Origin of the sequence: Paraburkholderia phenoliruptrix, assembly GCF_047325075.1 — a bacterium.
GTDB lineage: Bacteria > Pseudomonadota > Gammaproteobacteria > Burkholderiales > Burkholderiaceae > Paraburkholderia > Paraburkholderia phenoliruptrix.
This window is the reverse complement of the sequence record NZ_CP168530.1, coordinates 2,103,070-2,118,636: the sequence shown is the minus strand read 5'-3', so window position 1 is coordinate 2,118,636 and position 15,567 is coordinate 2,103,070. Positions and strand designations below refer to the sequence as shown.

The window sequence follows — 15,567 nt, the reverse complement described above, 5'->3', positions numbered from 1 at the left end:
CGCACTGCGTGCTCGCCGGAACGGTTCACTTAAACCCACCCGCTCTCTGTGAAACCCACCCGCTCTCTGTGCGCGCGGAGTGCTCCGGAAACCCAATGGAAGAGAGACGGTTTCACCGGAGGGCGGCGTTGAGAACGACCGCCACGGCGCGCGCAGCGCCGCCGGAGGAATGACTGCCTTGTCACGAGCGCGCAATGTGCGAGGGAATAGATTCCAGATGCACCACTGCCCCCTCCAAGCGAGGGACCCACTTATGAGCTGGCGGTGTGAGCCGCTTTCTTTGCTTACTTTCTTTGCGGCGGCAAAGAAAGTAGGTGCCGCCCCGCACAGGGGCAACACCAATAGACCGACACGAACACAAGGAAAGGCCAAGGGGGTTCAAAAAGAACCCCTAGCCGAAGCCGAAAAAAACCTGATTCACTTCCGCAAGGAATCCATATCAACCACAAACCGATACTTCACATCGCTCCTCAACATCCGTTCATACGCCTCATTGATCTTCTGCATCGGAATGATTTCGATGTCCGAAGTAATGCCATGCTCGCCGCAGAAATCCAGCATCTCCTGCGTCTCGGCAATACCGCCGATCAGCGAACCGGCCAGCCGGCGGCGCTTGAAAATCAGGCTGAACACTTGCGGCGACGGATGATCGTGCTCCGGCGCGCCCACCAGCGTCATCGTTCCATCGCGCTTCAGCAGGTTTATGAACGGGTTCAGGTCGTGCTGCGCAGCCACCGTATTCAAAATCAGATCGAAGCTGTTGGCGTGGGCTTCCATCTCTTCGGGATGCTTCGAAATGACCACTTCGTGTGCGCCGAGGCGCTTCGCATCCTCGATCTTCGACGCCGACGTCGTGAACAGCACCACATGCGCGCCCATTGCGCGCGCCAGCTTCACGCCCATGTGGCCGAGGCCGCCGAGGCCGACAATGCCGACCTTCTTGCCTGGACCCGCGCCCCACGTGCGCAGCGGCGAATACGTCGTGATGCCGGCGCACAGCAACGGCGCGACGCCGGCCGGATCGAGGTTCTGCGGCACGCGCAGCGTGAATTCTTCGTCGACCACGAGCTGCGTCGAATAACCGCCGTAGGTAATTTGTCCGTCTACGCGGTCCACGCCGTTATAGGTGCCGACAAAGCCGTTCTCGCAGTACTGTTCGAGGCCTTCCGCGCAGCTCGCACAGGTGCGGCACGAATCGACGAGGCAGCCCACGCCGACGAGGTCGCCTACCTTGTACTTCGATACTTGCGGACCGACCGCGGTCACGCGGCCGACAATCTCGTGACCCGGCACCACCGGATAGACCGTGTTCTTCCATTCGTTGCGGGCCTGATGCAGGTCCGAGTGGCAGACGCCGCAAAACAGCACTTCCATCTGCACATCATGCGCGCGCAATTCGCGGCGCTGGATTTCGAACGGGGCGAGCGGCGCGCTCGCGTCGGTCGCAGCATAGGCATACGTCGTGCTCATGGGGGGCTCCAGCAAAGAAGGTGATGTTGAAAGAGGCCGGCGACGGGCAACGCGCGTCGCGCGTGCGGCCAGATTGCCGTTGCAAGGGATCGCAGCGCCGGGCCGCCGCGCCGGATCAAAGCGCAAGGCGCACGGCGCAACGCCGGCCACAACGGCGAACTCATCGAAGATGAACTGCCGACCCGCAGCCACGAAGCGCGGCGAAGGTCATGCGGCAGGGTTCCCATGGTAGAAGCCCGCGGCGAACCCGTGAATACCTGAATGTCTTGAAGATTTGCCTAAAACTCCTGGCACACAGCGCGGCAGGCAGTTTGGTGCTAAATTTCGAGCATTATTCTCTTAGCCGTCACTATATCGTCATGTCACCGCATTCGCCTCAATCTTCCTCGTTTTCTGCTCCGAGTGCGGACGCACACGCCGCGCAGCAGCGCCTGATCGAAGTCTTCGACATGCTCGCGCCCAAACAGGGCATGACGCGTTCGAGCCTGGAAGGTGTCAATCTGATGCGCGCGAACACGCCGATGCCGCGCATGCCGGTCATGTACGAACCGAGCATTGTGATCGTGTGTCAGGGGCGCAAGCGCGGCTATCTCGGCGACCAGGTCTTCCAGTACGACGCTCAGCAGTACCTGGTGTTGTCCGTGCCGCTGCCGTTCGAGTGCGAGACCGAGGCGAGTCCGGGAGAGCCGTTTCTCGGCATCTCCATTCGAGTGGATCTGACCATGGTCGCCGAACTGCTCATGGCGCTCAACGAAACACAGGGCACCGCGCGCAACGAACCGCTCGGCATTTACTCCACGCCGCTCGATCCGGCTTTGAGCAGCGCCGTGCAGCGCCTGCTGGATGCCCTCATGTCGCCGCTCGACGCGCGCATTCTCGCGCCCGGCATCGTGCGCGAAATCTGCTATCGCGTGCTGACGGGCGAGCAGGGTGACGCGATTCGCGCGGCGCTCACGCATCAGAATCATTTCGGGCGCATTGCGAAGGCGCTGCGCCGCATTCATGCCGATTATCACGGTGCGCTCGACGTCGATACGCTCGCCGCGGAAGCCGGCATGAGCCTCGCGGTTTTTCACGCGCAATTCAAGGCCGTGACCGCGACTTCGCCGATGCAATACGTGAAGACCACGCGTTTGCATCACGCGCGTTTGCTGATGGTGCAGGACGGCTTGAACGCGGGCGCGGCAGCGGCGCGAGTGGGGTATGAAAGCGCGTCGCAGTTCAGCCGCGAATTCAAGCGTCTTTTCGGCCTGAGTCCCGTGGATGAAGTCAAGCGCATGCGCGCCATCTACGACTCGCCGCCGCCGCGCGTCGTGAAGCCTGCCGCGCGCTACGTGACGGCGGTATAGCACAAGGCGCGGCGCGCAAGTTCGCGCCGCGCCCTGAGCTCGCTAATTGCCGCTCGCTTTCGCGTCCGCCTGATGGGCGTAGTGCGAGCGCTTTTCCTCGTACATCAGCAGATCCGCGCGCTGCACGCCCGCTTCGAGACGGTCGCCGCGTTGACAGGTCGCCATGCCCATCGAAAAGCTGAGCGGCGAGCCGGGATAGAACTGATTGTTCATGTCGACGAGTTGGCAGATCGCATCGATCATCGCTGCGCCGCCGCGCTCGTCGGTGTTCGGCATGAGAATCGCGAATTCGTCGCCGCCGATGCGCGCGGCCTGAAACGGCGGCTCCATGGCTTTCGCGAGCACTTCGCCGGCGCGGCGCAGCAGTGCGTCGCCGGCCGCATGGCCGAGTTGATCGTTCACGCGTTTCAGGCCGTTCAGATCGGCCATGATGATCGTGACGGGCCACGGTCCTTTGCGCTCGAGCCGGTTGAGTTCGTCGACATAGAACGAGCGGTTGCGCAATTTCGTCAGCACGTCATGCTTGCCGAGGAATTCGAGGTACGCCTCGGCCTTCTTGCGCGCGGTGATGTCGGTGAGCGCGACCAGCACCAGGTCCCAGTTCGCTTCATGCCCCGGCAGCACGGAAAACTGCAGATGCACGTGCACCTCGTCGCCGTCGAGCGAATAGTTCAGTACTTCGCGTTGCTGGAACAGCTTGCCGTCCCATAGATCGAGCAACTGCTCACGAAAGTGCGGACGCATGTCGTCGCGGAACACCTCCGGCAGACGCGCGAGCAAGGTCTTTTTGTCCGGAGCGGCGAACATCTCGATCGTGTGCTGGTTCACGTCGAGCACATGAATCTCCTGCATGCAGCGCTCGACGAACTCCGGATGCACGTCGGTGAACACGCGAAAATCGCTGATGCCCGCCGCGCGCGCCTGATCCAGCAGTTGCTTGACCGCGCTGAAATCTTCCACCCACAGCGAGACCGGGGAATGTTCGAAAAGACCGCGCGCGTATTGCTCCGCGAGCGTCACGCGATGCCGCGCGCCCTCCAGTTCGGTGATGTCCTCCACCGACACGAGCACACGGTCCCAGCGTTCTTCATGACCGGGCAGCACCGAGCCCTTCAGCAGCACGTCGAGTCGCCGTCCGCCGAGCGTGTAGTTCACTGTCTGGCTCGTGAAGTGCAATTGCCCGGCCCACAGCTGACAGAGTTCCTCGAGATGAGTCTTCAGCATATCGTCGCGGAATACGGCCGCGAGGTTGCCGTTGAGCGTGTCGAAATCGGCGGCCTCGAATTGCGTCAGCGTCTTCTGATTGACCTTGACGACGCGAATGCTATGCGCGCATTGCGCGACCCGTTCGGGCACCGCCTTGAAATACGCGCGCAGGTCGGTCACGCCCTCGGTTCGCCATGCCTCGAACAGATCGCGCACGCCGCTGAAATCTTCCACCCACAGCGAGACGGGCGCGAGATCGAACATTTTCGAATCGTCGGTGGCGGGTTTCGGTGCGCCAGGCAGAATATCCAGCATGAGATTCTCGTCGCGAAAAGTCCGGCTATTCTACGACCGCTTCGCGTCGATCTAAAAACAGGCGTTGATGTGCGATGCTCGCACCGGATCTCGCCGGGCGCGCGTTTTTCTGGCTTGCTACACTCGGTTTCGCTCGTCGCGCCCCAGAGCTGCCCTGTGCGTTACTGACAAATGACCGACATGAAGCCTTCGTTACTGATCCTGATTCCCCTCGACGACATGAGCCGCGCTCGCATCGAGGCCGAGTTCGATGTCGTCTACGCACCGGATCCGGCGCAACAGGCCGCGGCCATCGCCACGCACGGTCAGGCGATCCGCGCGGTGCTGACGAACGGTACACGAGGGCTCGCGGCGGCGGAGATCGACGGCCTGCCGCAGCTCGAATTGGTCAGTGCGCTCGGCGCGGGCTATGAAAACCTCGCCGTCGACCACGCGCGCTCGCGCGGCATCGCCCTCGCCAACGGAGCGGGCACCAACGACCACTGCGTCGCCGATCACGCGTTCGCGCTGTTGCTGTCCATCGTGCGCGACGTCCCGCAGCTTGACCTCGCGACGCGCGCGGGCGTGTGGCGCGACGCGTTGCCGATGCGCCCGGGCGTCTGCGGCAAGCGGCTTGGCATTGTGGGACTCGGCAACATCGGCGAGAAGATCGCGCGACGCGGCGCGGGCTTCGACATGGAGATCGGCTACCACAACCGTCAGCCGCGAGCGGGCGCGACGTCGCGCTATTTCGACAGCGCGCTCGCGCTCGCGCAGTGGAGCGACTTCCTCGTGATCGCAACGCCAGGCGGTGCGGGCACCTATCACCTGATCGATGCGCAGGTGCTGCAGGCGCTCGGCCCGGCCGGTTTCGTCGTCAATGTTTCCCGCGGCAGCGTGGTCGATACCGCCGCGCTTGCCGCGGCGCTCATGGCGGGCACCATTGCGGGCGCTGCACTCGACGTCTACGAAGGCGAGCCGCAGCCGCCCGCGGCGCTGCTGGACCTGACGAACGTCGTGTTGACGCCGCACGTCGGCGGCAGATCGCCGGAAGCGATCGCGGCGTCGGTCGAGAACTTCTTGCGCAACGCAAAATGCCATTTCGCCGGTGAACCCCTGCTCACGCCGGTCTGACCGACGCGAGCCGTCCGTTCCCGTTCTCCCCCAGGTCTCTGGCGCGTCCGCTTGGTCAGCACTTGCGAGAAGTGCAATAGCATGGCGATAGATCGATAATGATTGCCCCGCGCCACAGCCAAACCAAATAGTAAGATGAAACGGAGAGATGCGCTCATTGCATACTCGCTAGGCGCTTTGCTGGGCCCGACTCGCCTCGCTCGCGCAGCGGCACGCAGCCCTCGCGTGGTTTTCCTCAATCCCGGCGAGGCCGTCGAGCACGGCACCGGCCAGCATTGGCAACTGGTGTCGCAGTTCATGGGCATTGCCGCGCGGTCTTTCGACATGCAACTGGAGGTGCTGTATGCGGAGCGCGATCATCTGCTGATGCAGCGCCAGGCGGAGGAGGTCGCGCGCCGCGCCGACGCGCCGGATTACGTCGTCATCGTCAACGAAAAAATGGCCGCGCAGCCGATGCTTATGGCGCTCGCGCGCTCGTCGGCGAAGGTCATGGTGATTCATAACGACGTGACGGCGCGGCAGCGCCGCGAGATCGGCGACGAGCGGCAGCGCATCCCGAACTGGATCGGCACCGTCACCGCCAACGCCACGCGCGGCGGCTATCGGTTGATGAGCTATTTGTGCCAGCGGCTCGCCGGCGCGCCGCCGCGCGTCATCGGCATTACCGGCGATCCGAACACGCCGGTTTCGCAAGAGCGCGCCTCGGGCGTCGAGGCCTACCTGGCGGGCGCGCGCGGTGCGCGCACCTATCAGCTGGTTTTCAGCGACTGGAGTTACGCGGACAGCGAGCAGAAGGCGCGCGTGCTGCTGGCTCGCTACCCGGACACCAATCTCGTGTGGGCGGCAAACGACTCGATGGCACTCGGCGCGCTGAACGCCGTCAAGGCGCGTGGCGCGCCGGTGCTGGTGGGCGGCATGGGCGCGTTGCGCGGTGCGCTGCGCAGCGTCGCCGAGGGCGGCCTTGCCGCCATGGTCGGCGGCGACTACTTCATCGGCGCCTGGGCAATGGTGCTGCTCTACGACTACCATCGCGGCATGGATTTCGCCGCGTCGGGAGGCGCCCGCCAGACGCTGGACTTTCTGAGCGTGGTTCATCAGGGCAACGTCGATCGCTTTAGCCAGGCCGTGTTCGATCACGGCGACAGGCTCGATTTCACGGTCTTCTCGAAGGCGTTGCATCCCGAGCCGGGCCGCTACGACTTCAGTCTCGCGCGGCTTGTCGGCCCATTCGCCGGAGCCGTGTGATGCGTCCATTTGCACTTCCGCGTGTGCGCTCGCTGAATCTGCACGCGAAGCTCATGCTTGCGCTCGCGGTGCTCGTCGCGGTGGTCGCCGGCACGTCCGCCTACTTTCTGATCGAGCATCAACGCGAGCAGAAATTCTCCGAGCTCGAAGAGCGCGCCGCGCGCATCTCCGATCTGTTCAGCCGCTCGCTTGCCTTGCCGCTGTGGAATGTGGACCGCGGCGCGATCAGTGCCCAGCTTGCCGCGCTTGCGCCGAATCCCGAAGTCGTGCGGTTCACGGTCACTGCAGTCGGCTATGGGGTCGTGGCCGAGGTCAAGGGCGCGCGTCGTGCCGATCCGGCCCACGACGTGGTGCGCGTGCGCGCCATCGAGTATCAGCCGCCCGGCGATGCGCCGCGCGAAAAGCTCGGCGAGGTGCGCGTCGAGCTTTCAACGGCATTGGCCACACAGGCCATGCGCGACGCACGCGGCGCGATTCTCGCGACGATCGCCGCCGTGGTCGCCACGCTCTACGCAGCGACGCTGGTGCTGCTGAACGGCATGGTGCGCAGCCCGATCAACCGGCTGGAGGAAATGGTCGACCGCATCGCGGCCGGCAATCTGGACGTGCGCTGCGCCGTCGAATCCGACGACGAGCTCGGCCGGCTCGCCGCGCGCGTGAATGCAATGGCGGACCGCCTGCGCGAATCGACGGCGCGCCTTTATGAAAGCGAGCAGAAGTATCGCAGCATCGTCGAAAACGCCCTGGAAGGTATCTTCCGCCTGCATCGCAACGGCTGGCTCGAAGAGGCCAATCCGGCGATGGCGCGCCTGCTCGGCTACGACAGCGCGCGGACGCTGGTGGCCGCGGGAACGCGCGAGCCCGACAAGCGGCCGTTTACGCGGCAGCAGGTGGAGGGGCTCTTCGAGCGTCTGGACGGCAGCGGCGAAATCGCCGAACTCGAGCTTCCGCTCGCGCGCGCCGACGGCACGGTGATCTGGGTGCAGTTGAGCGCGCGCGGCGTCGCGGATTCGAGGGGCGCGATCGTTCGGCTCGACGGCTTCTTCGCCGACGTCACGGCGCGCAGGCAGGCGCTCGACCATTTGCGCCGTCATCGCGACGAACTGCAGGCGGAAGTGGCCGAGCGCAAGCGCACCGAGCAGGAACTGCGCGCGTCGCGCGAGGAACTGCGGGAACTGTCGTGGCACCTCGAAGTGATTCGGGAGGAGGAGAGAAAGCGCATCGCGCTCGAGGTGCACGATGAACTCGGCCAGCTTCTGACCGCGCTCAAGATCGATATCTCCTTGCTGCAGATGAGGCTCGCCGGCAATCCGGAGGCCCAGGGCAAGACCGACGCGATGCGCGAACTCATCGAAAGGACCATGTGGATGGTGCGCAACGTCGCCAATCATCTGCGCCCGGCTGCGTTGAATTTCGGCCTTGTTTCCGCGCTCGAATGGCTCGCGCAGGACTTCAACGCGCGCTACTACATTCAGTGCACGGTCGTGACGCACGGCGACGAGCCGGTGCTCGAGGACGCGCGCGCCACCGCCATTTTCCGTATCGCGCAGGAGTCGCTCACCAATGTGGCGCGGCACGCGCGGGCGTCGCATGTCGTGTTGACGCTGCGTTCGGGCGAAGGCTTCATTGATCTGGAGATCCGCGACGACGGCTGCGGCTTCGACCGGGACGCGGTGTCCGCGCGGCAACGCGGCTCGTACGGCCTGCTCGGCATGGCCGAGCGCGCCCGCCTGATCGGCGGAGCGCTCACCATTACGAGCAGTACGAGCACCGGCACGGTGGTCGCACTGCGGATTCCCCTGCCGGACGACGTGCAGGCCCCGGTCGGCTAACTCAGCCGCATGCGCCGACTTCGCCGCACGCGGTGCAGAAGTCGCAGCCGTCCTTGCGAATCACGGCGTTGGCGCCGCACGACCCGCATTTGCGCCCGAGCATCGTATGCAGCCCCGGCATCATGCCGGGCTGGGTCAATTCGGGCGTATCGGCGCCGGCGGGATGCGGGCGCATGCCGAAGTCCGCGGACAGCGCCGTTTCGCCTTTCATCTGGCCGCGCGGCAGGCGGGCGAGCAGACGCGACGGAACCTGATTGCCCTCGGCGTCGAGAAAGCCGCGGCGATGCAAGATCTGCTGGATGGCAAAGGCGAGCGCGGCCACTTCGGAGTCGTGCCAGCGCGGCGTGCGGTGACCGTCCAGACGCTGCACTTCGCCGAGCCGCACCTGCCCGCGGTCCCACGACACCTTGCGCATGTCCTGCAGATTACGCGCGACAAAACCGCCGCGCGCGGCGAGCGACAGCGAGCGCATGGTCGCCGTGATCCATTGCTGCGATTCGTCGCGCTGACCGGTCGGAATGAAGAACTCGATAGGCCGCTCGATTGTCACGTCCTCACCGCCGAGGCGTCCGGTCACCTCGATGAACGACACCGCCACATAGAGCGACTTCTTGCCGGCCTGCGTCAGGTACTCGACCTTTTCGATGATCGCCGGCAACTCGCCTTTGGGCCGATGGTCGATTGCGATTCGCAGCGGATCGAGGTCGCTTTCGGCGAGCGTGTCGTCGGCTTGCGCCGCGCTCACGCTCAGCACAGCGCCGAGAGTTTCGTTCGGGCGATAGGTGGCGAGACCCTTGAGGCCGCTTTTCCACGCATCGAAATAGAGGCTTTCGAAGGCTTCGAACGGATAGTCGGCGGGCACATTGACGGTCTTCGAGATCGACGTGTCCACGTAAGGCTGCACCGCGGCCATCATGTCCAGATGATCGCGCGCGGACATCTCGAGCGCGCTGACGAAATAGTCCGGCAGCCGGCGCACGTCGCCGCCCAGCTCGCGATACAGCCGGTACGCGTAGTCTTCCACGTCGAACGATTCGCGGCCGCCGTCGGCCATCACCTTCATGCGCGTGTAGGTCCACGAGAAGGCCGGCTCGATGCCGTTCGACGCATTGTCCGCAAACGCGAGGCTCACGGTGCCGGTCGGCGCGATAGACAGCAGATGGCTGTTGCGGATGCCGTCGCGGCGAATCGCCTCCTTGATGTCCTCGGGCAGGCGCGACGCGAACGTGCCGGCTTCGAGGTAGCGCGCGGCATCGAATAGCGGAAACGCGCCGCGTTCCTTCGCCAGTTCCACCGACGCGCGATACGCCTCGTCGCGCATCAGCCGCGCAATCCGCACGGCGAAGTCGCGGCCTTCCTGCGAGTTGTAGCGCAGGCCGAGCATGACGAGCGTGTCGCCAAGGCCCGTAAAGCCCACGCCGATGCGGCGCTTGGCGCGCGATTCGTCGTATTGCTGCGGCAGCGGCCACAGCGTGACGTCGAGCACGTTGTCGAGAAAACGCACCTGCGTGCGCGTGCGTTGGGCGAGGCCGTCCCAATCGAATGACGGCTTGCCGCCTTTCATTTGCGCGAACGGGTCGAGCACGAAACGCGTCAGGTTGAGCGGCCCGAGATTGCAGCAGCCGTAGGCGGGCAACGGCTGTTCGCCGCAGGGATTGGTTGCGCGAATGGTTTCGACGGCGCGCAGGTTGTTGTCCTCGTTCATCCGCGAGATGAAGACGATGCCCGGCTCAGCCACGTCGTAAGTCGAGCGCATGATGCGCTCCCAGATCTCGCGCGCGGGCCGCTCGCTGTAGACCCACATGCCGTCCTCGCGCTGCCTCACGTCGCCGGCCGCGCGCAGCGCCGGCGACGGCTCGGCGCGGTGCACGAGTTGCCACGGCTCGTCTTCCTCGACGGCGCGCATGAACTCGTCGGTCACGCCCACCGACACGTTGAAGTTATTCCAGCGTCCCTTCGAATGCTTGGCCTCGATGAACTCGAGCAGATCCGGATGATTGCAGTCGAGCACGGCCATCTGCGCGCCGCGCCGCGAGCCAGCGCTTTCCACCGTGCGGCAGGAGGCATCGAACACATCCATATAACTGCACGGCCCGGACGCCGACGAACTGGTGGTACGAACGCGCGCGCCCTTCGGCCGGATCGCCGAAAAGTTGTAGCCGACGCCGCCGCCGCGCCGCATGGTTTCCGCCGCTTGCAGAAGCGCGACGTAGATGCCGGGCAGGCCTTGTTCGTCGACGCCCTGAATGGCGTCGCCGACCGGCTGTACGAAACAGTTGATGAGCGTGGCCGCGATGCCGGTGCCCGCAGCGCTCATGATGCGGCCCGCGCCCAGTGCGCCGTGCCGCAGATTGTCGACGAAGAGCGCTTCCACCGACTCGCGCAGCGCCGCCGGTTCCGCCTCGGCGACGCCGCGCGCGACGCGCCGGAAGACGTCGTCCGCGGATTGCTCGTCGCCTTTCGCGTATTTCTCGAGCAGGACGTCGGTGGAAAACTGTTGGGGAGCGACTAGCGGAGCGGGGGGTGCGCTGGCCGCGCGAGTGTCCGGCCGGGCCGACGGATGCGGCGTGTCTTCTGCCATGGTGTGCCCTCAAACGGCGCCGTGCCGTGCACGGCGCGATGGGTGGAGATGCGCGTCACTTTACGGCCCGGCGTCGGGCCGGCACGATGACGTGACGCAAGCAGGTCCACCTTAGCGCACGTGGCGAAGGGCCGCAATCGGGGCAGGTTGGTGCGGCTACGGCCTTGGGAACGGTGTCATCAGGGCAAACACAAGCAGGCGTGAGCATGCGTAGCGGCGCAGACCTCAGACTTCCGCAGGCAGCGCGCCGAGGATTTCCGCGCAGATCATCGCCGACGCATTGGCGGGCGCCGGCCGCTCGGCCGGCTTGAACACGGCGTCCCCGCGGCGGATCTTGCGCCGCGACACCGCGCAGGTTCCCGACGTGTGCGCCGATCTGCGCCGCCACCGCTGTTCGCCGTAATGACATCGTCCGGGCTCGACCCAGCGGATCACCAGCGTCGTGTCGGAGCGCTCGAGAATCTCGATGCGTACGCCGTTGGTACCGTCAAGGGGGATGGACTCCAGGGTCATCATCGTCGGCTCCGTATTTGTGGGTGTGCCGAATTTAGTCCCGCGCGCGCTGGAGAGCCATTGTGCGCACGTTGAAACACTGTTCCCCAATTAGCAACAATCAGACTTGACTTTCGACTGCGCTTGAACTGGCGGGCCTCGCCGAAGGGCACGCCGCGCGAAAATGAGATAAGAGCGCTTTTTGCAACGCAGTGTTGTAGCGGGTGAGACAGCCAAAAGCCGCCGACAGGGCCCTAGCCGCGCTTCCTTTAAGATGTGAGGGTCATCATGATGCGAGCGCGTCCAGTTTAGCGGGTTTGCTTTTTGCGAGTTGGCTCGCGCACATACCGGCATCCCAACACGAGTACACATGAATTCACGTCCGCCCGCTGCCCAGCCCGAATCGACGCGTCAGCCGCATTCCTCGCATCCTACGCAGTCCCTCCTGACGCCGGAGCGCGTCAAGAAGCAGAAGGCCGCTTCGCTGGCGCTTTACATCGGGCTCGTGCTGCTCGCGCTGTGGGTCGTGCGCGACTTTCTGCCGGTGGTCGGCTGGGCCGGCGTGCTGGCGATTGCGCTCTGGCCGCTCCTGCGCAGGGTGGAAGGCAGCCGCTGGCTGACCGGGCGCACCACGCTGATTGCCGTCGTGCTGACCCTTGCCATCGCGTTGCTGGTCGTGCTGCCGGTGGGGATTGGCATTGCCCAGGCGTTGCGCGAAGCCCATGACCTCTCGGACTGGTTCAAAGCCGCGCAGGAGACCGGCATTGCGATGCCGGACTTCATCCACCGTTTGCCGTTCGGCGCGCACGAGGCCGAGGCGTGGTGGCAGGCGTATCTCGCTGCGCCCTTGCGCGATTCGGCGGCGATGAAGGGCTTGCACAGCACCACGGTCGTCACGCTGGGCCGGCACTTCGGCGCGCGCGCCGTGCATGCCGTGACGGTGTTCGCGTTCATGCTCGTCACGCTGTTCGTGATCTTTCAGGCCGGGCCGCGGCTGTCGGGCGCGCTGGCCCGAGGTTTGCAGCGCGGCTTCGGAGAAGACGGCGCGCAACTCGTCGAGCGGATGGCGATCGCCGTGCGCGGCACAGTGTCGGGACTCGTGGTGGTCGGACTTGGCGAGGGCGCGCTGCTCGGCGTCGCCTATTTCGTCACCGGCTTGCCGCACGTCGCGCTGCTCGCGCTCATCACCGCCATTGCCGCGATGCTGCCGTTTTGCGCGCCGATTACCTTTGGCCTCGCCGCGCTCTGGCTGTTTTCGCAAGGCTCGGTGGCCGGCGCGATCGGTCTGCTGGTGTTCGGTTCGGTCGTGGTGTTCGTCGCCGAGCATTTCGTGCGGCCCGTGCTGATCGGCAGTTCCACGCGGCTGCCTTTTCTGCTGGTGCTGTTCGGCATTCTGGGCGGCGCGGAGACTTTCGGGCTGCTCGGCCTTTTTATCGGCCCCGCGCTGATGACGGTCTTGATGGTGCTGTGGACCGACCTCGTCCAATAGCTGCATGCGCGCAGTGCTGAGCTCGCGCGCCGCTTAAGGCCGCTGATTCGACGGATGGTCCTGCGCCGGCAGCCGCGCGCAGCCGAGCGTGTATTTCAGCGCGCCCGGCAGCAGCGCGCTCCAGACATCCCACGTGTGGCCGCCGTCGATAATGCGCAGCGCCGCGGGATTGCCCGCCATCCGCAATTGCGTGTAAAGCAGTGACGCGTCGGCCTGGATCGCGAGGTCGTCGTCGCCGGCCGCGATGAAGATGGGCACGCGATACGGCCGGCTCATATAGCGCTCCCACTGCGCCGGGTAGTTCAGCTCGTGCCAGATGCGCGGATCGAACTGACGCTCGCCGAACACGCCCACGCGGCGCGCGGCCGAACCGCGCGGCGGCTCGTTTACGTAGATGGCCGGGCTCAGCAGCAGCGCGCCGCAAAAGCGCTCCGGCTGCGTCATCACATAACGCAATGCGCCGAAGCCGCCCATCGACACGCCGCCGATCATGCGCCCGGCGCGCTGCGTCGACACCGCGTAGTGGGTTTCGATCTCGGGCAGCAGGTCGTCGAAAAACGCCGTTTCCATCTTTTCCTTGCGGTCGACGTACCAGTCGGTGCCGCCTTGGGGCATCACGACCGCGAGCGGCGGAATGTCGCGATGTTCGATCAGCGCGTCGACGGTGCTTTGCAGATGGCCGTGGCTGATCCAGTCGTTCGCGTCGCCGTTGTTGCCGTGCAGGAGATAGAGCACGGGAATGCGCGCGGCGTCAGGACGATAGCCCGTCGGCAGATAAACCGTGTAGGACCAATCGCGCCCGAGCGCGGGCGAATGGAAGCTGCGACTCGTCACCGTGCTGGCGAACGACGAAGCGCCGCAAGCCGCCGACAGAACAGCCAGCGTGAAGTGTAGGAATAGACGCATGTGAAGTAAGGAGCAGCCACGCCGGAGGACGCGCGGCCGTCATGCTATCAGCATCCCAAGTGGGTTTGACCACGGCGGAGCGCAAAGGCTCACGGCCACGTCCGAAGCCGCGCGCCCACCATGCGCGTGACGAGGCGCTTTGCCGGCTCCTGCGCACGCGCGACGGCGAGGAGCGCCGTGACTGCGCAGGCGTCGGCGAGCAAACCGAGCGGATAGTTCAGATAGCCGTCGGTGGCGGCATACAGCAGCGAGTCCACGACGAGCGAGATCACCGCGCCGGCGATAAAGCACAGCAAGCCCTTGCGCCCGATCAGACCGATGAGCGGCAGGGACTGCGCGAGCTTGCGTGCCCAGCCGAGCTCGATCAGATTGGCGACGAGCCACGCAATGGCGAGGAAATTGACCGCGCGCAAGTAGGAGAGATTCTGTTTGAAGCTCGGATCGAGCGGCTCGCGTTCGATAAAGAGCTTGTAGTAAGCCGCCACGGCCACCACGGCGCATGCCGCAAGCGTCGCGAGCCAGCCGAAGCGGTGTTCGCTCACGCGCTGATACGCAGGCTGGCAGCGCGCGAGCGCGCCGAGCACGAACAGCAGTTGCCACGCGAACGGGTTGAAGTCCCAGTGCATGTCCGGCGCGGCCGGCAGATACGCGTTGATGGCCGGCGCGCCGGCCCACAGCGCGACGCTGCCCGCGAGCAGCAGCCAGGGTTTGCTGCGCGCGAGCGGCAGGATCATCGGCACCAGCAGCGCGAAGAATGCATACATCGGCAGCACGGAGGCGAGATAAGGCTGGCGGCGCAGCAGCAGGATGTCGCGCAGTGCGGCGACCGGCGCGTCCATCAGGTCGTCGAGGTCGGTGATGGCGAGATTCGGCGCCTCGATGCTGAATGCATTGAGGACCGCGCTCACGAGCAGCATCAGACCGGCGGTCACGAGGAATGCGCGATAGATTTCCAGCGAGCGCCGCAGGAAGCGGTTGCGCGCGATGGTTTCGCTGCGCCGCTCCGCGAGCGCCGCGTAGGCCGTGGCGGTGGCGAAGCCGCCGAGGAACACGAACACCTCCGCCGCGTCGCACAGCGCGTACGCGTGCAGCGTGACGCGCGACAGGATGCTTCCGCCGATGTGGTCCACCACGATGATCAGCAGAACGAGGCCACGAAAAAAGTCGAGCTCGATTAAACGCGATTGCGACGGTTGCATTGTTTTTATGCCAAAAGCAAGCCCCGTGCGACGGCGCGCTCTTTCAGCGCGTCGGGCGTCTCACAAGGCTTTGGAATAGTGGATGGATGCTGCGGCTGCGGCCCGCATTGGGCGCTGGCATGCCGCTTTCACCGGCTCGGGCAGGAAGGCTTGCCCGGTGCAGTAAAAATGACTCCGGCGGCACGGCGGAGTTCCGCTTCTCATGCCGCGAAAGTCAGCGATTATATTTCTTTCTGTGACAAGTCTGTTTTCAGTCGCACACTCGCAGACGCCGCCCCGTGGGAACACAAGCGGAATAGGCGTTTAAGGACAGTGGAGATTTCGCAACGTTTTGACATATCCACGCGGTCCCCAATGGACGGACGCGTTG

Annotated in this window: 11 protein-coding genes; 5 read left to right on the top strand and 6 right to left on the bottom strand. The window is 65.0% G+C overall.

Annotated elements, in window-relative coordinates; genetic code table 11:
• Window positions 1-417: 417 nt before the first annotated feature.
• The gene (locus tag ACEN8U_RS09355) at window positions 418-1,470 is read right to left on the bottom strand and encodes an NAD(P)-dependent alcohol dehydrogenase (protein ID WP_310111087.1); all 1,053 of its coding nucleotides are present in this window, start codon (window positions 1,468-1,470) and stop codon (window positions 418-420) included.
• A gap of 359 nt (window positions 1,471-1,829) precedes the next feature.
• Here ACEN8U_RS09355 and ACEN8U_RS09350 point away from each other — a divergent pair, with 359 nt between their 5' ends.
• Complete coding sequence (locus ACEN8U_RS09350) at window positions 1,830-2,819, top strand: AraC family transcriptional regulator (RefSeq protein WP_310111090.1); 990 nt, start codon at window positions 1,830-1,832, stop codon at window positions 2,817-2,819.
• Between the two features lie 42 nt (window positions 2,820-2,861).
• Here the strand turns inward: ACEN8U_RS09350 and ACEN8U_RS09345 are convergent, their stop codons facing one another.
• On the bottom strand, window positions 2,862-4,340 hold the full coding sequence (locus ACEN8U_RS09345) for a sensor domain-containing diguanylate cyclase (RefSeq protein ID WP_310111092.1): 1,479 nt from the start codon (window positions 4,338-4,340) through the stop codon (window positions 2,862-2,864).
• 180 nt (window positions 4,341-4,520) lie between these two features.
• Between ACEN8U_RS09345 and ACEN8U_RS09340 the strand changes: the two genes are divergently transcribed.
• The 3 genes from ACEN8U_RS09340 to ACEN8U_RS09330 all read left to right on the top strand — a co-directional run bounded on the left by ACEN8U_RS09340 (window position 4,521) and on the right by ACEN8U_RS09330 (window position 8,530).
• Window positions 4,521-5,453 carry a 2-hydroxyacid dehydrogenase gene (locus ACEN8U_RS09340; protein WP_310111094.1) on the top strand — a complete coding sequence of 311 codons (933 nt, stop codon included), beginning with the start codon at window positions 4,521-4,523 and terminating at the stop codon, window positions 5,451-5,453.
• Between the two features lie 225 nt (window positions 5,454-5,678).
• Complete coding sequence (locus ACEN8U_RS09335; RefSeq protein ID WP_310111097.1) at window positions 5,679-6,698, top strand: ABC transporter substrate-binding protein; 1,020 nt, start codon at window positions 5,679-5,681, stop codon at window positions 6,696-6,698.
• Window positions 6,698-8,530 (top strand): HAMP domain-containing protein, encoded by a 1,833-nt coding sequence (locus tag ACEN8U_RS09330; protein ID WP_310111100.1) that lies wholly within the window; start codon window positions 6,698-6,700, stop codon window positions 8,528-8,530. Before ACEN8U_RS09335 ends, ACEN8U_RS09330 begins: the two co-directional genes overlap by 1 nt.
• A 1-nt stretch (window position 8,531) precedes the next feature.
• On the opposite strand, the gene ACEN8U_RS09325 is transcribed toward ACEN8U_RS09330, so the two are convergent.
• Complete coding sequence (locus tag ACEN8U_RS09325; protein ID WP_310111102.1) at window positions 8,532-11,111, bottom strand: adenosylcobalamin-dependent ribonucleoside-diphosphate reductase; 2,580 nt, start codon at window positions 11,109-11,111, stop codon at window positions 8,532-8,534.
• Window positions 11,112-11,336: 225 nt separating this feature from the next.
• Window positions 11,337-11,624, bottom strand: a complete 288-nt coding sequence (locus ACEN8U_RS09320; RefSeq protein WP_013592116.1) for a DUF3331 domain-containing protein — start codon at window positions 11,622-11,624, stop codon at window positions 11,337-11,339.
• A gap of 349 nt (window positions 11,625-11,973) precedes the next feature.
• Between ACEN8U_RS09320 and ACEN8U_RS09315 the strand changes: the two genes are divergently transcribed.
• On the top strand, window positions 11,974-13,092 hold the full coding sequence (locus tag ACEN8U_RS09315; protein WP_310111104.1) for an AI-2E family transporter: 1,119 nt from the start codon (window positions 11,974-11,976) through the stop codon (window positions 13,090-13,092).
• Window positions 13,093-13,125: 33 nt separating this feature from the next.
• Here ACEN8U_RS09315 and ACEN8U_RS09310 read toward each other — a convergent pair whose 3' ends face one another.
• Both ACEN8U_RS09310 and ACEN8U_RS09305 read right to left on the bottom strand, forming a co-directional pair.
• Window positions 13,126-13,998, bottom strand: coding sequence for an alpha/beta hydrolase (locus ACEN8U_RS09310; RefSeq protein ID WP_035478536.1), 873 nt, complete (start codon window positions 13,996-13,998; stop codon window positions 13,126-13,128).
• 89 nt (window positions 13,999-14,087) lie between these two features.
• Entirely contained in the window at window positions 14,088-15,197 is a 1,110-nt protein-coding gene (locus ACEN8U_RS09305) for an OpgC domain-containing protein (protein ID WP_310111113.1), read from the bottom strand.
• Between the last annotated feature and the right edge of the window lie 370 nt (window positions 15,198-15,567).